Here is a 22,333-nt window from a genome sequence, read left to right as displayed (position 1 = left end):
CTCACTCCTTGTCGACCCATGTAAATCCAGTATAGCCCTCAGGTTGGCGCGATGGCTGATCAACATGAGTAATCAGGTAAGATTATAAGCAGCACAAGCAGCAACGCCACCCCAAGAGGTGGCGTTTTTCGTGACGTTGCACCCTGTCAGACACCACCACCGTTCTCGAGCATCCAGGTGATGACTACCTTGAGGATATAGCCGAGCATGCCGGCGCCCAGCACCACGAACAGCATGATGGTGCCGAATCTTCCGGCCTTCGACTCGCGCGCCAGGTCCCAGATGATGAAGCACATGAAAAGCATCAGACCACCGATCATTATCGGGGTGATCCAAGCCTCGAAGGTTTGCTGCATGGTGGCTCCATTCCAGAGATTTACTCAACACCTATTATACGGGGCCAAAGCGCCTGGCGCAGTGCGGCCGACCGCGACCCGATGTCCCATCTTCGATTCCCTCTCCGTTGGTTTTCGGGATGTGCCATGGTTTCTCTACATGGTAAAATCCGGGCCAAATTCTCAGGTAAATCCAAGACATGCCGATGCTGAAGATTTTCGTAGGAACCGTGTATGGCGGTGCGCTTGACGTTGCCGAACAAGTCAAACCGCTCTTCGAAGAAGCCGGTTACCAAGTGGCGATCTATGACCAGCCAACTCTTGACGACCTGTCGGGTTCCCCCACCGACCTGGCGCTGTTTTGTACCTCCACCACTGGCAGCGGAGATTATCCGGGTAGCCTTGTGCCGCTCACCAATGCGCTCGATGAAACGTCCCCATCACTGACGGAGCTTCGCTACGGACTGATCGCCATGGGCGACAGCTCCTATGGCGATACCTTTTGCGGGGCGGGGCGCAACCTCGACGAACTGCTCGCCGGACTCGGCGCGCAACGTCTCGGCGAGCGGCTTGAGATCGATGCCATGGAGACCTTTATGGCCGACGATGCAGCCCTGCCTTGGGTGGAAGAATGGATTGAGACCCAACAGTTGAAGGTGGCCTGATGGAGGCTCGACACACGCCTGAGCGTGTGAGTCTGCTGCTGGGGCTGGGGGTATTGATGCTGTCGATTCTTCCCCGCTATGTTGCCGCGGGCCACCAGACTCGTTTGACACTGATCCTGCTGGCACTCGCGGTAGTGGGAGTGGTGGGGTTACTCCAATGGTGGCTACTTTCCACCGATGACAAGTCTCGCTTACCCAGGCTGCTCGGTCGCTTGGCCCTCGCCATGGTTGGCGGACTCATGGCGATGGGGCTGTGGCACCTGCTGTTCAGCGACTGGATCAGCTGGCAGCGCCTGATATCCCATGGCGCCACGCTCGGATTGCTGCTATACGCGTTGAGCCTTTGGTGGCAAGCCGGGAGCGAATGAATGGACTCCCCCGGTATCTAGTGCCTCATGCCAGGCGGTAGCAAGGCGAATAGTCGCCTGAAAGTTTCATGCGGCCCTGGGCCACGAAGGAGTTGAGCAAGGCGTCCAGACGCGCCATCAGTTCGGCTTCGGCATGAAGGGTAAACGGCCCATGTGCCGCAATCGCTCGCATGCCATCCTCCTTGACGTTGCCGGCAACGATCCCGGAAAACGCACGACGCAGGTTTGCGGCCAGTCGATGTACCGGAAGGTCTCGGCGAAGAGCAAGTGACGCCATGGCCTCATGCGTCGGCGCAAAGGGTTCCTGGAAGTCGCGGTCGACGGTCAGCCGCCAATTGTAATAGAAGGCATCCTGACGAGCCCGCCGGTAGTCGGCGACGGCATCGACCCCCTTGCGCATAGTTCTAGCCACCTCCGTCGGATCAGCGACGATGATGCGGTAATGGCGTCGAACCGCTTCGCCCAACGTGTAGACGAGGAACTCGTCAATACGCCGAAAATATTCGGCTGAGTTCGCCGGGCCGGTGAGGATTACCGGCAGCTCCATATCGGCATTATCCGGATGAAGCAGTATCCCCAGTAGATAGAGTATCTCCTCGGCGGTCCCCACGCCGCCGGGGAAGACAATGATGCCATGGCCCAGGCGCACGAAGGCCTCGAGCCGTTTCTCGATGTCCGGCATCACCACCAGTTCGTTGACGATCGGGTTGGGCGCCTCGGCGGCGATGATTCCGGGCTCCGACACCCCGAGATAGCGACCCTGATAACGGCGCTGCTTGGCATGGGCCACGTTGGCACCCTTCATGGGGCCCTTCATGGCCCCGGGGCCGCAACCCGTGCAGATATCCAGATCGCGCAGGCCCAGATGATAGCCGACGTCCTTGGTGTACTCGTATTCTTCTCGGCTGATGGAGTGACCGCCCCAGCACACCACCAGGCTCGGGTCGCGGCCGGGCTTCAAGGTGCCCGCCTTGCGCAGGATATGAAATACCGCATTGGTTGTGCCCTCGGCCGTGCTCAGGTCGAAGCGCTGGTGGCCTTGAATCTCGTTGTAGACATAGACGATATCGCGCAGGATCGCCGATAGGTGCTCCCGAATGCCACGAATCATGCGGCCATCAACGAAGGCTTCGGCAGGCGCATTGGTAAGCTTCAGCCGCACGCCACGGTCCTGCTGTATGACCTCGATATCGAAGTCCCGATAGGCTTCCATCAGCGCCAGGCTATCGTCTGTAGGAGTGCCGCAGTTGAGGACAGCCAGGGCGCACCGACGCAGCAGGTCATGCAAACCGGAACGCGAGGTGTCGTGTAGACGACTGACCTCATGCTGCGAAAGAATCTCCAGGCTGCCTTCCGGTGAAATGGTGGTTGAAATAGTTTCGGGCATCGGGGATAGGGTTCTCGCTGGGGGGTGATGTCGCGATGCTAACATGGCCCATGATTCCGACGCAGCGTGCCATGCAAAAGCCCTCGACACAGAATGTCGAGGGCTTGGTCTGGCGAGGACAACCAATTGGGTCAGTCGCGGTATTCATCGATGCTGGGGCAGGAACAGATCAGCTGGCGGTCGCCGAGTACGTTGTCCACGCGATTGACGGCCGGCCACTGCTTCGCGGCCTTGACCGCCTCAGAGGGAAAAGCTCCCCATTCGCGTGAGTAAGGACGAGACCAGTCCGCGTCCATCAGATCGGCCATGGTATGGGGGGCATGGACCAACGGGTTGTCGTTGGCCGGCCAGTCACCGTTCTCGACCCGGGTGATCTCATCGCGAATGCCGATCATGGCATCGCAGAACCGGTCGATCTCGTAGCGCGATTCCGACTCAGTGGGTTCAATCATCAGCGTGCCAGGCACCGGGAATGACATGGTTGGTGCGTGGAAACCGTAATCCATCAAGCGCTTGGCAATATCTTCCTCACTGATGCCGGAAGAGGCCTTCAGCGGACGTATGTCAATGATGCATTCATGGGCCACGGTGCCGTTGTCGCCCTTGTACAGCACTGGGTAGTGCGCTTCGAGACGCTTGGCGACGTAGTTGGCGTTGAGGATGGCGAGTTCCGTGGCGCGCCGCAGGCCAGCGGCCCCCATCATCTTGATGTAGGCCCATGAGATCGGCAGGATCGAGGCCGAGCCATAGGCCGCGGCGGAGACGGCCCCGCAGCCGGGTTCGACGCCTTTGATCGGTGTGACAACGTGGTTGGACACGTAAGGGGCCAGATGCGCCCTGACGCCTATCGGGCCCATCCCGGGACCGCCGCCGCCGTGAGGGATGCAGAAGGTCTTGTGCAGATTGAGATGGCTGACATCGCCGCCATAGTCGCCGGGACGGGTCAGGCCGACCTGGGCGTTCATGTTGGCCCCGTCGATGTATACCTGGCCGCCGTGCGTATGCACGATGTCGCAAGCTTCACGCACGCCGGACTCGAAAACCCCGTGCGTGGAAGGGTAGGTGAGCATGATCGCCGAAAGGGAATCGCTGTACTGTTCGGCCTTGCGACGAAGGTCACCGGCATCAATATTGCCATCGGTATCGCATTCCACCACTACAACTTTCATGCGGGCCATGGCAGCCGAGGCCGGGTTCGTGCCGTGGGCGGAGCTGGGTATCAGGCAGATATCACGATGGCCTTCGCCGACCGCTGCCTGATAGCGACGGATTGCCACCAGGCCCGCGTACTCGCCCTGGGCCCCGGAGTTGGGCTGCATCGAGACATGATCGTAGCCGGTGATCTCGACCAGGAAGGCGGCCAGCTCGTCGATCATCTGACGATAGCCGGCGACCTGGTCGCGAGGCGCGAAGGGATGCATGCGCGCGAACTCCGGCCAGGTAATGGGAATCATCTCGCTGGTGGCGTTGAGCTTCATGGTGCAGGAGCCCAGCGGAATCATGGCGTGGACCAATGACAGATCCTTGTTTTCCAGACGCTTGAGATAGCGCAGCATTTCGGTCTCGCTGCGATAGCGGCGAAAGGTCGGATGCTCGAGAAATGCAGATTCACGACGACAGTCGGCGGGGATCCCGCTCGTTGCCTCGGCCACGACCTTCTCGTCCAGGGCGCTCACCGACAAACCATGCTCCTCGCCCATCAGGACGTCGAAGAGCACATCCAGATCGTGGGCGGTGGTGGTCTCATCCAGACTCAGGCCGACGTCGCCATTATCGAAGTAACGAAGATTGATCTCGTGGGTCATCGAGCGACCATGGATCTTGCCGGCGTCGACGCCGGTGAGGCGCAGGGTATCGAACCAGCTGTCGTGGGCCAGGCGCACGGCTTTTTGGGTGAGCCCTGTTGCGAGAATGGTGGTTAACCGGTGAATGCGACTCGCGATAGTACGCAGCCCCTCGGCGCCATGGTAGACGGCGTAAAAGCCGGCGATATTGGCCAGCAGCGCCTGGGCGGTGCAGATGTTGGAGGTGGCCTTCTCGCGGCGGATGTGCTGTTCACGCGTCTGCATTGCCATGCGCAGGGCGGTGGCTCCACGGCTATCCTTCGACACACCGATGATGCGGCCGGGGATTGAGCGCTTGAGCTTGTCGGTGGTGGCAAAGAAGGCCGCATGGGGACCCCCGTAGCCCATGGGGACACCGAAACGCTGGGAGTTGCCAACGACGATGTCTGCACCGAGCGCCCCCGGCTCCTTGAGCAGCACCAGGCTCATGATATCGGCAGCCACGCAGGTCATGATCCCCTGCTGGCGAGCGTTTGCGAGCACCGGCTCAAGGTCGCGTACCTGGCCGCTATGACCGGGATACTGGAGCAGGGCGCCGAAGACGTTGGCATCCGCCAACTCGTCTGCCGGGGCGACCTCCAGTTCGAAGCCGAACCACGCCGCACGGGTGCGTACGACATCCAACGTCTGGGGCAGGACATCATCAGCGACGAAGAAAGTATCGCTTTTCGACTTCTTGTTGGCCCGCTTGCACAGCGCCATGGCTTCGGCGGCGGCAGTGGCCTCGTCGAGCAGCGAGGCGTTGGCCAGCTCCATCCCGGTGAGGTCCATGACCATCTGCTGAAAATTAAGCAGCCCCTCGAGACGTCCCTGGGCAATCTCCGGTTGATAGGGAGTGTAGGCGGTGTACCAGCCAGGGTTTTCCAGAACGTTGCGCTGGATCACCGGAGGTAGATACGTATCGTGATAACCCTGACCAATATAGCTCTTGAAGACGCGGTTCTGTCGAGCAATACGCTTGAGGTAATCGAGCGCCTCGGCTTCGGTGCGCGGTGGGTCGAGGTCGAGTTCACGGCCCAGACGGATGTCCACCGGTACCGTCTTCTCAATAAGCGTATCCAGACTGTCGATGTCCAGAAAGGTCAGCATGGCGGCCACGTCGTCATCACCAGGACCGTTATGGCGTTGGATGAAGGCATCGTGAGCGGCCAGATCGGCCAGGCGGCGATTGTCGAAAGCCATGAAACACCCTATTCAGTGTGGCGGGACCAGAGCCCCGGGTCATGGAAAAGCCGCCCCGGGCATCGGCCCGGAGCGGCGGATAGCAGCATCTAGCTTTTAATCGTCGGCGTCGGTTGCAGCCTGATAGGCGTCGGCATCGAGCAAGGCGTCGAGTGCGCTGTGGTCCTCGAGTTGTACCTTCATGATCCAGCCGTCTTCATAGGGAGATTCGTTAACGGTTTCGGGTGAATCTTCGAGTGCTTCGTTGACCTCGAGAATCTCACCGGCCACCGGGGCGTAGAGATCGGATGCAGCCTTGACCGATTCGATAACCCCGAATTCTTGCTTGTGCCCCAACTGAGTGCCGACGTCTGGCAGTTCGACAAACACCACATCGCCCAATGCCTGCTGGGCATGATCCGTGATGCCGATCGTTACGGTGCCGTCACCGTTGTCCAGCACCCATTCATGTGTCTCGGCATAGCGCAGATTGGCAGGAATCGTGCTCATCTCGGTTTCCTATACGAAAAAGGTTTTCAGAATACCCGAATGCTAACGCCGTTGGAGGCGTTTGGCGAGTCTGACCTTGGCATGTCGGTGGCATGCTAGCCACTACTCATGCCGCCCTTCAGAGTGGCCCGGTCGTGATGCGTCGTCCAGCCATCGACGCCTCTCACTTTCAACTTCTGAAAAAACCACGGGCACTAATGCGGTTATTGTTCCTATGCTGCAAGGGGTGCTGCCATGGGGCCTTGCTTGAAAGCGATCGTTGTTAACCATGTCGTAAGGCGGTGGACGGGGCGGGGGAGTCATCGTTCAGCATGCTGTGAAATCTGGATCAGCGTTGGTTTCCGATACGAAATTTGTTCCTCTTGGGCTGGTCTTGACAGCTTTGTGTGTCAAAAATGCCGTCGATTCGTTTCGCTTCTCTGGTCTCGGACAGACATATTCCGCTAAGGTACGCGTGAACTGACTGGTGATCGTGTCATGAATCGCTGGTCAGACAACACAATCATCTGTTGAGTCTTGTGTGCAAGGGTGCGAGGCGCAGCGTCAAGCGAACAGTCCAAATGAAAAGTACAAGCGAAAAAGGGAGGCACTCGTGGAAACCTTGAACAATATATTTGGTGCCATCAATGGCGTGGTCTGGGGGCCGTTGATGCTGATTTTGCTGTTGGGGGTGGGCCTTTACCTCCAGCTTGGGCTGAAATTCATGCCGATTCGCAAGCTCGGTACGGGTTTCAGGCTGATGTGGCAGGGGCGGGATCGAAAGCCTCGGCCAGGAGACAAGGCCAAGGTTCTGGATGAGGGGGAAATCTCGCCATTTAACGCTTTGATGACCGCCCTGTCGGCAACTATCGGTACCGGCAACATTGCGGGCGTGGCGACAGCCATTGCCTTGGGGGGCCCAGGCGCAGTGTTCTGGATGTGGATCACCGCGCTGGTGGGGATGGCGACCAAGTTCGCCGAGGCGGTTTTGGCGGTGCGTTATCGTGAGACTGACAGCACGGGCTATCACGTCGGTGGTCCAATGTTCTACATCAAGAATGGCCTAGGGCATAAGTGGCTTTGGCTTGGTGGTGCCTTTGCGTTCTTCGGCGCCGTGGCGGCGTTTGGCATTGGTAATACAGTTCAGTCGAATTCCGTGGCGGATGCGCTGGACTCAACCTTCGGCTTTCCTCACTGGATCACCGGCGTGGTGATCATGGTGTTGGCCGGTGCCGTGATTCTCGGTGGCATCAAGCGTATCGCCAAGGTGGCGGGAAAGCTGGTGCCAATCATGGGGATTCTCTACGTGCTCGCCGGCCTGGCCGTGCTGATCATCAACGCTGGCCAGATCGGCGAGGCATTCAGCATGATTTTTTACTACGCCTTCAACCCCCATGCGGCCATGGGCGGTTTTGCGGGCGCGGCGGTAATGGCGGCGATCCGTTTTGGTGTAGCGCGCGGCATCTTCTCCAACGAGGCCGGCCTGGGCAGTGCGCCCATCGCCCACGCCGCGGCACAGACCAAGAATCCGGTCCGCCAGGGTCTGATCGCCATGCTGGGAACCTTCATCGACACCATCATCGTCTGTTCCATCACCGCCCTGGTGATCCTGACCGCCGGGGTCTGGGAAACCGGTGAAGCCGGGGCATCACTGACCGCGCTTTCTTTCGACGAGGCCTTGCCGGGGATGGGCAACCAGATAGTGTCAGTGGCGCTGGCCATATTCGCCTTCACCACCATCCTAGGCTGGTCCTTCTACGGTGAGAAATGCTTCCAGTTTCTCTTCGGGACGCGTTCGATCATGCTCTACAGAGTGCTCTTCGTGCTGGCGATTCCGTTGGGCGCCATGGCTAACCTGGGCTTCATCTGGCTAATGGCCGATACCTTCAATGCCATGATGGCCATTCCCAACCTGATCGCGCTGGCGCTTCTGTCGCCGGTGGTATTCAAGCTGGCTCGGGACTATTTCGACGGCAAGGATATTCTGCCGGGCGAAGAGCTCGATCACGACAAATCCTGAATGTCATGCCTGCCGAGAGGTGCCGATCCGGCACCTCTCTTGGCGGAGCAGCGTTCTTCATCATGAGCCATGAGTGATGACAACATGAGCCAACTGAAACAAACCCCTTTGCATGCGCTGCACGAAGAGCTCGGCGGCAAGATGGTGCCCTTTGCCGGCTATGAAATGCCGGTCCAGTATCCGTTGGGCGTGAAGAAGGAGCATGAGCACACACGGGCAGCCTGTGGCCTGTTCGATGTGTCGCACATGGGCCAGGTGCTGGTAAGAGGACCGCACCCGGCCGAGTCACTCGAGACGCTCGTGCCGTCCGACCTGCTTGGGTTGGCCAATGGCATGCAGCGCTATGGCCTGTTCACCAGCGAAGAAGGGGGCATCCTTGATGACCTGATGATCGTGAATGCAGGCGATCATCTGTATCTGGTGGTCAATGCCGCCTGTAAGGACCAGGACGTGGCTCACTTGCGGCGTGGGCTAGGCGAGCACGAGGTCGAGGTGCTGGACCGCGGGCTGATGGCCCTGCAGGGGCCCGCGGCGGCGGCCGTGATGCAGCGGTGCTGTCCCGAAGCCTGTGACATGGTGTTCATGCAACATGGCAGGTTCACAATCGGCGGCATTGACGTATGGGTCAGCCGCAGTGGCTACACTGGCGAAGACGGATTCGAGATATCCGTTGCTGCCCAAAACGCTGAGGCCCTGGCGCGTCGTTTGCTGGCTGAGCCAGAAGTGGCGGCCATCGGTCTGGGCGCACGGGATTCATTGCGTCTGGAGGCCGGGCTTTGCCTGTATGGTCACGATATCGATACCCACACCACGCCAGTGGAAGCAGGGTTGATCTGGGCGATCGGCAAACCGCGTCGTCGAGGTGGTGAGCGCCCGGGCGGTTTTCCGGGTGCCGATCTCATCCTGCATCAAGTGGCCGAGAAGGATCATCGCCGTAAACGAGTGGGGCTGCTTGGCGAGGGTCGCGCTCCCGTACGCGAGGGTGCCGAACTATACACCGAGGATGACAAGCATATCGGTGTGGTGACCTCTGGCGGTTTCGGGCCCAGCATCGGTAAGCCTGTGGCCATGGGCTATGTGGATATCGAGCAATCCGAGGTGGGTACGCAAGTGTTCGCCGAGGTGCGAGGCAAGCGATTGCCCATGATCGTCAGCAAGACGCCTTTCGTTACGCCAGGCTACTACCGCGGCTGAAGGCTCTCGAGGGTTTCGTCGGTAGATTTATACCGTTATCTAATTTCGATTGCACTCGAGAACTAGCCGATACATGGGTGGTCGTTTTTTGTGAAACGACTTTAAAAATACACCCAACGGAACGTCAGGCTGATGCGCAACCCAGGCGCCCGGCGTGACAAAAGCGCATGCTGCAGACGAGCCTGAACGCCAGGGCCCATCACCAGTAAACTGTCGTGAGGCAAGCAGACGTTGAAGGCAGACCCTTCCTTGTGCTTCCAGCGAAACCGCAAGGGGCGTTCACATCCGAGACTTACAGCGGCGATCAAGGGGGTCGAGCCGAGTTCAGGTTCATCATCGCTGTGCCACCCCATCCGTTCCTGGCCAGTGCCGTAGCGGTTGAGCAATACACTATTGAAGTCCGCTACGATGCCGGCGCGATCGAGTCGGGCAATAACCGCATTGCGGATGTCCAAGACGATGGGATGCCAGCTGTCGGGCGAGAAAATTTGTCCGGAGTAGCGGTAACGGGCTTCGGCGTCACCCATCCATACCTGGCGTCGCGGGATGGGGTGCTCACGCCCGAAGAGGCGCAGGCGTGGCTGCTGCCAATCGAGAGTTTCATCCAGGCACGTTAATGCCAAACCGGCCGTTGTCTCTCCAAGCAGCGTGTCGAATCGCCTGATGACCGGCGAGGCGAGCAGGAGGTGGTTATCGGCATGACGCATGGCATCAGGATGCCATGGACTGTGTTATCGAGCCAGCGACCGGTTGCGAGTAGCTAACCCACCAATTGCAGGCTTGCCCAGGCAAAGGTGATGCCTATCAAGGCGCCGGCGATGACATCACTGAAATAGTGCAGGCCCAGGCCGACTCGGGAGATGGCAATCAGTAGCGATAGTGGTGCCAGCAGAATCAGTACCCAGGGGCTGTGACTGGCGGTGAGCAAACAGAACATGACCGCATGCATCGTGTGCCCGCTGGGAAAGCTGTAACGATCGCGCGCGGGTTCAGTGCAGGCGATGGTGCCATCGAAAGTAATAAAGGGACGCTCGCGGCACAGGCGTGTCTTGAGCAGACGATACACACCGACAGCGAGCAGTGCCGTAACGCTATATTGAAGCAAGTAAACCCACCCGTGGGGCTCATGCAGCAGCGGTTGTAGCGCGATCAAAGCCACCCATACCGGCCAGTCTCCCAGTTTGCTGGCAAGCCTTAGGGTGGAAAGCCAGCGGCGATGAACGCTCAAGCCGGCCATACGCTGACAGAGTTGCCATTCGAGCAGGTCGAGACGATCAAACACGGCAGGTGCTCGTGGTTTCATGGCGGCTCTCCCGAGCAAATTCGAGGGTGGCGATGAAGTCGTCGGTAATGGCCGACCACCGATAGGTTAGAGCGCGAGTTCTGGCGGCTCGCCCTAGCCGGGCATAGCGGGCAGAGTGGAGGCAGAGATTCGCCGCCGCATCGCGAAATCCCGCGGTATCGTCCGTCGGCAGGCTGACACCGGTGAGGTCGTTATCGATCAGTTCATCGCCGGCTGCATGGCGATACGTCACCACCGCGAGACCGCTGGCCATGGCTTCCAGTACGACATTCCCCCAAGTTTCGGAAAGGGAGGGAAAAACGAAGATATCTGCGCTAGCGTAGTGACGTGTCAGGCTTTCTAGGTCAATGAAGCCGGTAAAGTACGCCTCGGGTAGGGCCTTTTGTAGTGCCTGTCGGCCCGGGCCATCACCGACGACGACCAGCGTCAGATCCGGACGCGCGGCCAGCATGGCATGGAAGGTTTCTCGCAACTGATCGAGGTTCTTTTCGGGTGCCAGTCGACCCACATGCAGTGCCACCGGCCCATGCGCGTCAGCGCCCCACCATTGACGCAGGGCAGGGTCGCGCTTTACCGGTGAGAAACACTCCCCGTCGATACCGCGGGCCATGATGCGAAGATTGTCGAAACCCTGGTCGCTGAGACGATTGGCTTGTTGGCGGGTGGGGACCAGCGTGGCCGCGCAGCGGTTATGAAAGGTGCGGAGTCGCTGCATGACCAGCGGGGTCAGCCAGGCGAGACCATAATCGGTGCAATAATGATCGAAGTTGGTGTGCCAGCCCCCGACGACCGGTATCGACAGACGCTGCGCGGCGCGCTGCGCGGACCACCCCAACGGACCTTGGGTGGCGAGGTAGACGACATCGGGTCGCTGCTCGCGCCACAGGCGGACAATGGCGCGCGTGTCGGGTATGCCGAATCGCACCTGGCGATAGCTCGGGACCGACATACCCCTAACCTGAAGTTCGGCGTCCATGCCATCGGCACGAGAGTAGCTGCCATCGGCAGGCCGCGGTCGAATTAGCTGCAACGCATGACCACGGCTGCGCAACTCGTTGTCGATCTGCTTCAGGGTATGAGCCACGCCGTTGATGTCGGGTGACCAGGTTTCACTGACCAGCGCGATGCGCATGACATTCCTCGTCCTGTTGAAGGCCCTGGCTGGGCCACTTCAAGGACAAGAATGGTGTTAAAGGATGACATTACGGCGACATGCCGATGAATAGACCATGACGCAAGCGATGCAAGCGAACCTACCTCAAGACCTGCCGTGGATCGATAGGTTTCCCCCCATGACGTAGATCGAAGAGCAGATCAAAGCGTTCGCTTGCGTTGTTGTACCCCACCTCGCACAGTTCGTCGCCACGGCTGACCCGATCGCCGTTGGTGACTAGCGTATCGTCGCACAGGGCATAGACGCTCTGGATGTTGTCGGCGTGATGGACGATCACAACCTGACCGAGTTGGCGCATGCTGTCGGCAAAGCGCACGTCGCCGTCGGCCACCGACCGAGCACGAACGCCACGCTCCGTCGCCAGCAGCATTGGCTGCAGCGTGCCTCGGCTATCACTACCGAAGCGCCTGACGATGCGGTAGTCCTGCAATGGCCAAGGCCATTGGCGGGCCGAGATGGGCAGGTTGCCCGGATCGGGCAGGCTGGCCGTTCGTGTCGCTGCACTGGCAGAGCGGGTCTTCGTGGTATCACTGCCCTTGTTATCACTAGCCTTGGCGCCTCCGGTGCTGGCCTGACCCGTGGAACCTGGGCCAGTGAGGGGCACCGAGATGATCTGGCCGACCTTGAGCGCAGTGGCCGACATGCCGGGGTTGGCTGCTTGCACACGTGATGCGCGAGTATTGAAGCGTCTGGCGATACTGGTATAGGTATCACCGGGGCGAATCTGGTAGCGATAGGGGCCGTTTGCGGGTGCACGCTCATTCTGGGTCGGCAGCAACAGGCGTTGACCGACCGCCAGCTTGCGCGAATCGACGCCGGGATTGAACCGCTGCAGGCGCTCGAGCGGGACGCCACCGCGTCGCGCAAGCTCTCCCAGCGTATCGCCACGTTGGACGCTGACCCAATTGCCCGCCATGGTAGCGCGATCGCGCTGTGTTGACCTGTCGGAACTCGAGGCGCAGCCGGCAAGTATCAACAAAACCATCGTCAGAACTAACGTAAGAACTATCGGGGGCGCGAAAGGATGTCGTCCTTTTCCTGCCACAGGGCGTTCAGCCATGAATGGAAGCGTTCCTTGGTCAGCGGATCGTCATGATAATTGCCGTGCATCATCCAGGGGGGGATGTCGAGTCGTTTCGCATGCAGCGTCACGCGATCCTCGCGCCCACAGAGAAAGCTCCAGAAACTCGGCTGGGGATTGTTGTAGCACAGCGTCACGTCGAGGATACCATCCAGGCGATCACCCAGCAGGTTCAGCACCTGAGCAACGCCGCCGGCGCGTGGACGCAGCAGGTGACCGTATGGCGACGCCTGGGCGACATGCTTGGCCGGCGTGAAGCGTGTACCTTCAACGAAATTGTAGATGGCGATCGGCCGCTCCCTGGCATGGCGGCACATCCGCTCGGTGGCATCGCGATCCCGGCGTGCCAGCTCGGGGTTGCGTTCGCGTTGTTCGCGTGTAAGGCGACGCAACATCGGAAACTCCATGGCCCAGAAGGCCAGGCCGACGACGGGAATCCAGATCAATTGACGCTTGACGAAGAAGTGCGGCATGGGAATGCGGCGATGCAGAGCGATGAACAACAGAAAAATATCGGTCCAGCTGCGGTGGTTGGACAGCACCAACCACCACTTATCACGACTCAACCCTTCCGGCAGTTGGATATCGAGTGGCGGCTTCAGCCAGCGGCGCATCCACCACAGATTGGTCCCGATCCAGTTGAGTGCTATCCCGTTGAGGCCTGCCAATACGCGTCGACGTAGCGGGCGGCTCGGCGTGATCAGCTTGAGGAGTGTCAGCAGGATCAACGGCACCCCCCAAAAAATTGTACTGAGAAACAGTAGCAAGACGCTGACGATTCCCTTGAGCAACGACATGCCATGGACCCCGCGGCAGGATGCGAAAGCGCTCATGCTAATAGATCATGCCCGAGCTGCCCAGACGGTGCCATCAACGTCACGAATCAATAGTGGAGTTATCGATCGTCTCGGCGAGCACTTGCTGCAACGCCAGGGCTGCGACCGAGAGCTCGTGAGTACCATAGGTGAGCACGCCGACGGCGTGTTCGATGACCGGCTGGGTAAGCGGCAGGCAGACCGCACCGAGTTCCTGCATCTGGCGAAGGCATAGTGAAGGCACCGCACTGACCCCCAGACCGCTTGTGACCATCCTACCTACGGTAGCCAATTGATGACTTTCGAAGGCGATCGGCAAATGAATGTTCCTTTCAACGAGCTGCCGATCGAGTAGGCGGCGTACCATGGAGGGGCGCTGAAGTGCGATGAAGTCATGCGTCAACAGCGTCGACCACTCGAGCCGGGAATGGCTGGCAAGCATCGAGTTCGCCGGAACCACGGCGACGAAACGATCGACGAACAACGGGGCAAAGGTGAGACTGCCGGTGGCCTCGGGTTCGAAGGCAATGCCGAGTTCCACTTGGCGATTGCGCACCATGTCGATGACCTGCTCGTTGATGACATCGTGGACGGTGATATTGACCTTGGGATGACGTCGCCGGAATGCCATCAGCGCTGGCGGTAGCAAGTTGCTTGCGAAGGAGGGCATGGTAGCGACCGTGAGGCGTCCAAGCTGCAGGGTGAAGCGCTGGCGCAGCATCTCTTCGGTATTGTCCCAGTCAGCCAGCAGACGCTTTGCCAGTGGGACCAGCGACTCGCCTTCGGGGGTCAGGCGTACGCTGCGGGTGCTGCGAATCAGTAGGCGGCCCCCGAGGCTCTCCTCCAGACCCTTGATGGCCAGGCTGAGGGCGGGTTGCGAAAGATGGAGCACCTCGCATGCCTGGGTGAAACTCAGGGTCTGGGCCACGGCGAGAAAGGCGCGCAGCTGTTTAATGGTCATGGCATGCTACCAAGGTCTAATTTATTGGTATAAAGAGTCAATCGATAAGAAAAACAAACTTAACAAATATATCCTGACGTACAACACTGTGTGAAAGCGTCATGCCCTTTGGCGACAACTACGCTGAATATTCTCTTCACAACATCACGAGGCGCCACTATGGCCGGATTCGACAAGCGAGTTTACTCCTATGAAGACGCGATGGACGGCATCGAGAGCGGAATGACCGTGATCGCCGGCGGCTTCGGGCTCTGCGGCATTCCCGAAAACCTGATCGGCGAAATCAAGCGTCGCGGCGTCAAGGACTTGACGGTGTGGTCCAACAACTGCGGCGTCGATGGCTTCGGCCTGGGTGTGCTGCTGGAAGATAAGCAGATCCGCCGGATCCATGCTTCCTACGTCGGCGAGAATGCCCTCTTTGAGAAACAGATGCTCAACGACGAGATCGAGGTGGTTCTGACTCCGCAGGGCACCTTGGCGGAAAAAATGCGTGCCGGCGGCGCCGGTATCCCGGCCTTCTACACCGCCACCGGTTATGGCACGCCGATCGGTGAAGGCAAGGAGGTTCGCGAGTTCAACGGGCGTCACTACATTCTCGAGGAGTCAGTGGTCGGCGACTTCGCCATCGTCAAGGGCTGGAAGGCCGACCGCTACGGCAACGTCGTCTATCGCGACACCGCCCAGAACTTCAACCCAATGGCGGCCACCGCAGGAAAGATCACCGTGGTCGAGGTCGAGGAAATCGTCGAGCCCGGCGAGCTCAAGCCCGACCAGATCCACACCCCAGGCATCTATGTGGACCGCATCATTCAGGGCACCTTCGAGAAGCGCATCGAGAAGCGCACCGTGCACCAGGGCTGACCACCGGTCACACCGTCGACACAGACACCACCGCCAGGGCGCTCATCCCCCTCGGCGTTACCGATCACAAGAGGCAACACCATGGCACTCACCCGCGAACAGATGGCAATGCGCGTGGCGCGCGAACTCGAGGACGGCTTCTACGTCAACCTGGGCATCGGCATCCCCACCCTGGTCGCCAACTACATCCCCGACGGCATCGACGTGATGCTGCAGTCCGAGAACGGCCTGCTGGGTATGGGGCGCTACCCCACCGAGGAAGAGCTCGACCCCGACATGATCAACGCCGGCAAGGAGACGGTCACCGCCCGGCCCGGCGCGGCAATCTTCAATTCGGCTGAATCCTTCGCCATGATCCGTGGTGGTCACGTCGACCTGACCGTGCTGGGCGCCTTTGAAATCGACCAGAACGGCAACATCGCTTCCTGGATGATCCCCGGCAAGTTGATCAAGGGCATGGGCGGCGCCATGGACCTGGTGGCCGGGGCCGAGAACATCATCTGCACCATGACCCACGCCTCCAAGCATGGCGAATCCAAGCTTCTGGAGTCCTGTAACCTGCCGTTGACTGGCGCAGGTTGCATCAACCGCGTGCTGACCGATCTCGCCTACCTGGAGATCGAGAACGGCGCGTTCATCCTCAAGGAACGTGCGCCGGGGATCAGCGTCGAGGAAATTATCGAGAAGACCGCCGGTAAGCTGATCGTCCCCGACCATGTGCCGGAAATGACATTCGACGTCTGATCGATGGCCTGATTGGACAGCGCATGACGGCCCGGAGGCGATGATTCGGGTCGTCGTGTGTTGTGGGGAATGATCGGCGCGCCGATGTCGAAAAACTGACCAGTCTTGCTCAAGCCGGTCATCTCGGCGCTTGTCACCGCTTGCCAGCGGCTCCTGCACAGCGTTATCCACAGAATCTGTGGATGATTCGGGGTGCCGCTATCAGGACATCTCACAGCGAGTATGGTGCGGCAACAACAGCTCCGAAGTGCGCTCCTGGTTGGCGCTGACTTGCTTTTGCACCAGCGCCAGGCCACCTAGTTCGATGCGATGCTCATCGCCTTGGGCGAAGGCCATGCGTCGAGAGCGTGTGGGGTAAAAACGAAAGTCGAGCAGAGGGGAGACGGGAAAGACGCCTTGGTGGCGGTTGCGGTGGCCGTCAAGCCCCGCCTGATCCAACTGCTGATCCAGCACCTCGATATCGCAACCCAACTGTGTGCAATCGAATCCGACGTGATGCAGCCGTGGACCCATCACCGCTAGCCAGCCGGCCAAGGGGTGGGCGAGATGTAACGCTTGATACGTCGACCAGGCGGGCATTGCCCAGGGGCGACCATTGTGCAATAGATTCTGGTCTTGCCGTAATCCCGGCGGCGTATCCGACACCAGCGTCTTGAGTGTGTCGCGAGGATGACGCGACAGAGTGCCGAGTTGCAGCTCGGCCAGCAGCAGCCAGGCGCTATTGTCGGGGGGAGAGAGCAGGGACACCAGCAGGCCACGGTCGGCCATGGCATGGCGATGCACACGGCGATAACCAAGAAGCGCCAGGATCGGTAACAGCCTGTCCATGGCATACTCCCCATGGTTCAGGGTCAGCAGAGCCATGTACTCCATCGGTGCATCGACTGGCCAGAGTCTAAGCCCACTGATATCGGGGTGCTGATGGACGTAGTCCAGCCATAGCTGCTGGATGAACTCTTCCCGCTGCATCGTGGCATATCCCTCGGTCATGAAGCTTCGGCTTTCGCCGTGACGTCTCGGCCAAAAGTATAGGCAGAGGGATCATGAAGGCATTCAACGAGGGGATGACGCTGTGACAGGCTAACGCCCTTGCCAACGCCGCTGTCGAGCGACGACGGGATCTTCAAGACAATTTTCTCAGTACTCAGCGCGGACTAGCGACGGCCAGGAGGTCGTGATCGCGCACATAGCGATCGAACTCGGTAAATCCGCCGACATGCGTCTCGTCGACGAGGATCTGCGGCACGGTATGTACCGGCTTGCCGATAGTCTTGCCTAGATCCGCTTTGGTGATGCCTTCGGCATGGATGTCGACATAGCGCAGGCCCTCGATAGCGCTTGCCGCTTCAAGGGATTTGGCCAGCTGCAAGGCGCGTATGCAGAAGGAACAGCCGGGACGACCATAAATGACCACGAACATGAAAAATCTCCTGGCGCCTGAAGCGCGCAATGTAGTGAGTAGAGCGGGATAAGGTTAGAGAGCGATGTGTGTTCATTTTGTCAATCAGCGAAAGTGCTGACCAATAGCGGCCGGCTAGCGGGCCCATAATGCCCCGCTATGTCATCAGGCCTTCCGTTCTTCCTGCTTGACAAGACTTGCTCGCCAATATGCCGCCTTACCCGGGAGTCGCTGCACTGTCATCAGCGAGACGCAGTAATTCGCCAAGTTCGTCGTAGATCGCCGGGCTTGCGACCAGCAGGTTCTCACCGAACAAATCTTCGGGAATCCCCGCCGGGCAGGCGTACAGATGGCCGGTTCGGGCGCCTGCTTCACGGGCAATCAACCAGCCAGCGGCAAAGTCCCAAGGTGAGACGCTCTCGTAATAGGCATCGAGACGACCGCAAGCGACATCGCACAGGTCCAGTGCCGCCGACCCATTGCGTCGCACATCTTGGCAACGAGAGAGAACGACGGCGAAGCGGCGCATCAGAGGGAGGCGGATGTCGCGTTGATAGGGAAATCCGGTGGCCACCAGGCAACGCTCTAGATCGTCGCTCCGACTTGCCTGAATGGGGGTATCATTGCACCAGGCACCTCGTGCGGCGATGGCGGTGAAGGTCTCACCGAGAAAAGGTGCATGCACCACGCCGATGCGAACCCGGCCATCGAGCACCCAGGCAATGGAAACCGCGACATGGGCCAAACCATGGGCGAAGTTGACGGTGCCGTCGATCGGGTCGATGACCCAGAGCGGTCCTTGCTGTCCCAGAGCGTCTCGGTTAGGAGCAAGTTCTTCGCTGAGGCGCGCTTCGTTGCCGAAGTGGTACTGAAGGCGTTCACTGATCAGAGTATCTACCGCCACGTCGACATCGGTGACCAGTTCACGCCCCTGATCCTTGTAGCGGTGCGCGAAATTCTTTTCCTGACGAGCCTTTACAATCATTTGGCCCGCCTCCTTGGCGATGTTCACGGTTATCTTCAGGCGCTCGGCAGGGGACATGGCGGTCAACTTATCGGCAGCGGGACGAATGACTTATGCTAGCAGTTCACAACGGCGCTGCCGAACACCTCGATGGCTGGGTATCATGGCGTGCAACCTAGGGAGGAGTCGATGCAGTCCTTGAGCCCCGAACAGTATGGACGGCTGCGCCAGTTTGCCGATGCCTGGACACGTCGCCATCTCAAATCGGCCAAGCGTGATCCGCATTTCAATCCGCGACTCGGCGTCGATGCCTTGTGTTTTCAACCGGTGGATAACCAACTGCTGGGGGCGCTGATCACGCCGCTGTCACTGTCGCTGGCGATGCTGCCCCAAGACTCGGCGGCATTGGTGCCGGACAATGGTGCCACACGCCATGTTGCTTTGCCCTCGGGTGGCTACGATTTTGTAGCTGAACGACTCGAGGTGGGTATCTGGTGGTGGCGCTGCCAGGTGCTGGATGATCTCTCGGATATTGAGTCGCTACAGCAAGCTAGCCGTCTGGCTCAGCAGCTCATGGAGCGCGTCATGACGCCCGACGATGGCTGACTGGTGACATCCTGGCCGCATCCGTATGCTGGGCAGGGCGAACGCTTGCCAAATCCCTATCCGAATCCCGATCAATATTGTTAAGGAGAGACAAATGACATCGAGCGCAGCCACTCCCCGCGTCGCCTTGGTGACCGGCACCAGTAGCGGTATCGGTGAGGCCGTGGTCCGCCACTTTCGCGAACTGGGCCACCAGGTCCTGGCAGTGGATTTCAATCCGGATGGTAAGGCGCTTGCGGAGTCGGTTGGGGCGGCTTTTTATCAGGCAGACCTGACCGACGGTGAGGCCTGCAAGGCGGCGGCGGCCGATGCCATCAAGCGCTACGGCAGGGTTGATATCCTGGTCAATAATGCCGGCATCCAGCACGTTGCCCCCATCGAGGAGTTTCCCGAGTCCCAGTGGCGTCGCATCATCGATCTGATGCTCACGGCACCCTTCCTGCTAAGCCAGGCTGTTTGGCCCTCCATGCGCGAGAACGGCTGGGGGCGCATCATCAATATCGCTTCTGTGCATGCTCAGGTGGCCTCACCCGGCAAGTCGGCTTATATCAGTGCCAAGCATGGCATGATCGGTTTGACCAAGACCGCAGCGCTGGAGGGTGGCGCTCAGGGCATCACCGCCAACGCCATCTGTCCGGCTTACGTGAAAACCCCGCTGGTCGACAATCAGATTGCTGACCAGGCCAGAATGCACGGCATGCAGGAGCAGGAAGTGATCGAGCAAATCATGCTCAAGAATGCGGCGGTCAAGCGTCTGATCGAACCTTCCGAGGTCGCCGAGCTGGTCGCCTATATGGCCTCGGATGCGGCCGGCGCGGTGACCGGCTCCAGCTGGAATATCGATCTGGGCTGGACGGCGCAGTAATTGCGTTAATCCTTAGCGTCGCACCGGCCGCTTTTGCAGCTTGCGCTGAAGAGTGCGTCGGTGCATCCCCAATGCGCGGGCAGTCGCCGAGATATTGCCGTCGTGTTCCTGCAGTACCTTCTGGATGTGCTCCCAGGTGATGCGATTGATCGACGGCGGCTTGTCCGCCACTTCGGTGTCAGGGTCACCTTGTTGCTTCTGAAGGGCGGCTAGAATCTCGTCGGCATCGGCCGGCTTGCACAGATAGTTCACCGCGCCCAGCTTGATCGCTTCCACCGCCGTGGCAATACTGGAATAACCGGTCAGGACCACCACCCGGCAAGCCGGCACCAGTTCCAGCAACTCGGGCAGCAGCTTGAGGCCAGATTCATTCTCGAGCTTGAGATCCAGTGTGGCTATTTCCGGTAGGTGGCGTCTGGCCAGGGTCAACGCCTCGCCGGCATTGCGAGCCACCAGTACTTCGTAACCCCGCCGGCTCATGGCACGGTGTAGTACATGGCAGAACATCTCATCATCGTCGATGATCAGCAGGTGTTGTGTGCTCTCTTGCATGGCGTCCTCGCAGGGATGTTGACAACAATGCGCAGTCAGACAGCAGGTTCACTACGTGGCAGGGTAACCTCGGTGAGGGTTCCGCCTTCGGGGTGATTGTACAGTCTGACGCCGCCACCAAAACGGTTGATGGTGGCATGTGTCAGGAAGAGTCCCATACCCAGGCCCTTGCTCTTGGTGGAAACGAAGGTCTCACCGAGCTGGTCGGCGATGGACATGGCTACGCCGGGGCCATGGTCACGGATGTCGATCACCACATCCTCCGCCGTCCAGTCGAGATGAATGAGGATATCGTCCGAGTTGGCATCGGCGGCATTGTTGAGCAGGTTGGTCAGCGCCTGATCGAGAGTAGTATCCACGGCCAGCCACGGCCGACCTCGGCGATCGGCGACCTCAAGGCGGTAGCTGACGTCGGGGCGCAGCACCAGCCAGCGTTGAACCACTCGGGCCAGCCAGAGGTTGGCATCGAGGATCTCGGGCTCAGCCATACGCCTTCGGTCGGCATTTTCCACAAGATGGAGCAATCGCGACTTGCAGGTATCCACTTGGTCACGCAGAACCGCCAGATCCTTCTCGAGAAGGGCATTGCCTCGGACCTCCTCACGCATCTCGCTGAGAAGCACCGCCATGGTCGACAGCGGAGTTCCCAGCTCGTGTGCCGTGCCGGCGGCCTGGGTGGCCACGGCCAGTACCTGCTCGTTACGTAGTGCCGCCTCACGGGTGCGTGACAATGCCTGGTCACGGCCGCGCAGAGCGTGGGCCATCTTGAAGATGAAGAACGTCACCAGTCCCGCAGAAAGGCCAAAATTCAGCCACATACCCAGCACGTGCAGATTAAGGTTGCCACTGGTATGGCCATGGCTCAGCTGGGGAATCGGCTGATAATGAAACATCAGCACCGAGTAGGCCAGCATCGCTGCTGCAGCGACAGTCCAGGCGTGGCGCCAGGGCAGGGTGGCAGCAGCGATGGTGACCGGCACGAGATAGTAAGTAATGAACGGGTTGGTGGAGCCGCCCGTAAAGTAGAACAGCAAGGTCAGCCCAGCGACATCGGCCATCAAGTGGGCAAGATACTCGCCGTGGGTGACTGCACGCGGGCGGCCGAGACGCCACCAGGTAGTGACATTGATCAGGGCCATGCTCACGATCACCGCGATGACGGTGGTCACATCGAGCGCAAAATCCAGCACCTCGATACCGATGATGATACCGGCAAGAAAACCGGTCCAGGTGATGCCGCGTACGAAGGTTAGGCGTACCAGGTTACGGCCGGGGGTAGAAAGCGGCAGGGGCAGGGCGGCGAGCATGATCTCTCCAAGTTTCACGACGCCTAGATGATACCCGATCGCGCATGGCTCGCCGACAATGCCAGTGCTGGAGCGTCTGAAAAACGATATCTATCCCCAAAAGTGTTCTGAAGCAACGTGATTCACCTTTCTGGTGCTTCGAGCGAGACGATGAAGATGCTGAGGATCATTCAATCTTGGCTATCGTCATAATGAAGATGTAGTAAGTTTCAGTGTGATCAATAACTAAAAAATAATA

At 59.6% G+C, this 22,333-nt stretch carries 23 protein-coding genes; 8 read left to right on the top strand and 15 right to left on the bottom strand.

What is annotated here, in order from left to right; all coding sequences use genetic code 11:
- Window positions 1-146: 146 nt before the first annotated feature.
- Window positions 147-356, bottom strand: a complete 210-nt coding sequence (locus KG088_RS03325; RefSeq protein ID WP_213824071.1) for a DUF2788 domain-containing protein — start codon at window positions 354-356, stop codon at window positions 147-149.
- A gap of 179 nt (window positions 357-535) precedes the next feature.
- Between KG088_RS03325 and KG088_RS03320 the strand changes: the two genes are divergently transcribed.
- Both KG088_RS03320 and KG088_RS03315 read left to right on the top strand, forming a co-directional pair.
- The gene (locus tag KG088_RS03320) at window positions 536-1,000 is read left to right on the top strand and encodes a flavodoxin (protein ID WP_213824070.1); all 465 of its coding nucleotides are present in this window, start codon (window positions 536-538) and stop codon (window positions 998-1,000) included.
- Window positions 1,000-1,368, top strand: coding sequence for a hypothetical protein (locus tag KG088_RS03315; RefSeq protein WP_213824069.1), 369 nt, complete (start codon window positions 1,000-1,002; stop codon window positions 1,366-1,368). Before KG088_RS03320 ends, KG088_RS03315 begins: the two co-directional genes overlap by 1 nt.
- Window positions 1,369-1,393: 25 nt before the next feature.
- Here the strand turns inward: KG088_RS03315 and ppnN are convergent, their stop codons facing one another.
- From ppnN to gcvH, 3 genes are all read right to left on the bottom strand, one after another.
- Window positions 1,394-2,755, bottom strand: a complete 1,362-nt coding sequence (ppnN, locus tag KG088_RS03310; RefSeq protein WP_250148036.1) for a nucleotide 5'-monophosphate nucleosidase PpnN — start codon at window positions 2,753-2,755, stop codon at window positions 1,394-1,396.
- A 131-nt stretch (window positions 2,756-2,886) separates the two neighbouring features.
- The gene (gene gcvP / locus KG088_RS03305) at window positions 2,887-5,781 is read right to left on the bottom strand and encodes an aminomethyl-transferring glycine dehydrogenase (RefSeq protein ID WP_213824068.1); all 2,895 of its coding nucleotides are present in this window, start codon (window positions 5,779-5,781) and stop codon (window positions 2,887-2,889) included.
- Between the two features lie 96 nt (window positions 5,782-5,877).
- Entirely contained in the window at window positions 5,878-6,270 is a 393-nt protein-coding gene (gene gcvH, locus KG088_RS03300; protein WP_213824067.1) for a glycine cleavage system protein GcvH, read from the bottom strand.
- 592 nt (window positions 6,271-6,862) lie between these two features.
- Here gcvH and KG088_RS03295 point away from each other — a divergent pair.
- Together KG088_RS03295 and gcvT are read left to right on the top strand one after the other, a co-directional pair.
- Window positions 6,863-8,269 carry an alanine/glycine:cation symporter family protein gene (locus KG088_RS03295; RefSeq protein WP_213824066.1) on the top strand — a complete coding sequence of 469 codons (1,407 nt, stop codon included), beginning with the start codon at window positions 6,863-6,865 and terminating at the stop codon, window positions 8,267-8,269.
- 84 nt (window positions 8,270-8,353) lie between these two features.
- A complete protein-coding gene (gene gcvT / locus KG088_RS03290) occupies window positions 8,354-9,463 on the top strand; it encodes a glycine cleavage system aminomethyltransferase GcvT (protein WP_213824065.1) in 1,110 nt (369 codons plus the stop codon).
- 101 nt (window positions 9,464-9,564) lie between these two features.
- Here gcvT and KG088_RS03285 read toward each other — a convergent pair whose 3' ends face one another.
- From KG088_RS03285 to KG088_RS03260, 6 genes are all read right to left on the bottom strand, one after another.
- On the bottom strand, window positions 9,565-10,170 hold the full coding sequence (locus tag KG088_RS03285) for an alpha-ketoglutarate-dependent dioxygenase AlkB family protein (RefSeq protein ID WP_213824064.1): 606 nt from the start codon (window positions 10,168-10,170) through the stop codon (window positions 9,565-9,567).
- Between the two features lie 53 nt (window positions 10,171-10,223).
- The gene (locus KG088_RS03280) at window positions 10,224-10,766 is read right to left on the bottom strand and encodes a phosphatase PAP2 family protein (protein ID WP_213824063.1); all 543 of its coding nucleotides are present in this window, start codon (window positions 10,764-10,766) and stop codon (window positions 10,224-10,226) included.
- A complete protein-coding gene (locus KG088_RS03275; RefSeq protein WP_213824062.1) occupies window positions 10,738-11,898 on the bottom strand; it encodes a glycosyltransferase family 4 protein in 1,161 nt (386 codons plus the stop codon). Before KG088_RS03275 ends, KG088_RS03280 begins: the two co-directional genes overlap by 29 nt.
- A 121-nt stretch (window positions 11,899-12,019) precedes the next feature.
- A complete protein-coding gene (locus tag KG088_RS03270; RefSeq protein WP_250148035.1) occupies window positions 12,020-12,856 on the bottom strand; it encodes a LysM peptidoglycan-binding domain-containing protein in 837 nt (278 codons plus the stop codon).
- Window positions 12,857-12,945: 89 nt separating this feature from the next.
- Window positions 12,946-13,818, bottom strand: coding sequence for an acyltransferase (locus KG088_RS03265; protein ID WP_213824079.1), 873 nt, complete (start codon window positions 13,816-13,818; stop codon window positions 12,946-12,948).
- Window positions 13,819-13,897: 79 nt separating this feature from the next.
- Complete coding sequence (locus KG088_RS03260) at window positions 13,898-14,797, bottom strand: LysR family transcriptional regulator (RefSeq protein ID WP_213824060.1); 900 nt, start codon at window positions 14,795-14,797, stop codon at window positions 13,898-13,900.
- Window positions 14,798-14,956: 159 nt separating this feature from the next.
- On the opposite strand from KG088_RS03260, the gene KG088_RS03255 reads away from it, so the two are divergent.
- Window positions 14,957-15,658, top strand: coding sequence for a CoA transferase subunit A (locus tag KG088_RS03255; RefSeq protein ID WP_213824059.1), 702 nt, complete (start codon window positions 14,957-14,959; stop codon window positions 15,656-15,658).
- A gap of 81 nt (window positions 15,659-15,739) precedes the next feature.
- Entirely contained in the window at window positions 15,740-16,402 is a 663-nt protein-coding gene (locus tag KG088_RS03250; RefSeq protein WP_213824058.1) for a CoA transferase subunit B, read from the top strand.
- 201 nt (window positions 16,403-16,603) lie between these two features.
- On the opposite strand, the gene KG088_RS03245 is transcribed toward KG088_RS03250, so the two are convergent.
- From KG088_RS03245 to KG088_RS03235, 3 genes are all read right to left on the bottom strand, one after another.
- On the bottom strand, window positions 16,604-17,392 hold the full coding sequence (locus KG088_RS03245; protein ID WP_319941376.1) for a VOC family protein: 789 nt from the start codon (window positions 17,390-17,392) through the stop codon (window positions 16,604-16,606).
- A gap of 154 nt (window positions 17,393-17,546) precedes the next feature.
- A complete protein-coding gene (locus KG088_RS03240; RefSeq protein ID WP_213824057.1) occupies window positions 17,547-17,822 on the bottom strand; it encodes a GrxA family glutaredoxin in 276 nt (91 codons plus the stop codon).
- 196 nt (window positions 17,823-18,018) lie between these two features.
- The gene (locus KG088_RS03235; RefSeq protein ID WP_213824056.1) at window positions 18,019-18,843 is read right to left on the bottom strand and encodes an inositol monophosphatase family protein; all 825 of its coding nucleotides are present in this window, start codon (window positions 18,841-18,843) and stop codon (window positions 18,019-18,021) included.
- A gap of 111 nt (window positions 18,844-18,954) precedes the next feature.
- On the opposite strand from KG088_RS03235, the gene hybE reads away from it, so the two are divergent.
- A complete protein-coding gene (gene hybE / locus KG088_RS03230; RefSeq protein WP_213824055.1) occupies window positions 18,955-19,371 on the top strand; it encodes a [NiFe]-hydrogenase assembly chaperone HybE in 417 nt (138 codons plus the stop codon).
- A 94-nt stretch (window positions 19,372-19,465) separates the two neighbouring features.
- Window positions 19,466-20,236, top strand: a complete 771-nt coding sequence (locus tag KG088_RS03225) for a 3-hydroxybutyrate dehydrogenase (RefSeq protein WP_213824054.1) — start codon at window positions 19,466-19,468, stop codon at window positions 20,234-20,236.
- A gap of 12 nt (window positions 20,237-20,248) precedes the next feature.
- Here the strand turns inward: KG088_RS03225 and KG088_RS03220 are convergent, their stop codons facing one another.
- Entirely contained in the window at window positions 20,249-20,788 is a 540-nt protein-coding gene (locus tag KG088_RS03220) for a response regulator transcription factor (protein ID WP_213824053.1), read from the bottom strand.
- Window positions 20,789-20,823: 35 nt separating this feature from the next.
- Entirely contained in the window at window positions 20,824-22,095 is a 1,272-nt protein-coding gene (locus KG088_RS03215; protein ID WP_213824052.1) for an ATP-binding protein, read from the bottom strand.
- Between the last annotated feature and the right edge of the window lie 238 nt (window positions 22,096-22,333).

It is taken from the genome of Halomonas jincaotanensis (assembly GCF_018448785.1).
Classification (GTDB): Bacteria; Pseudomonadota; Gammaproteobacteria; order Pseudomonadales; family Halomonadaceae; genus Halomonas; species Halomonas jincaotanensis.
The sequence above is the reverse complement of the archived record's forward strand: the minus strand, read 5'-3'. Positions and strand labels throughout refer to the sequence as shown.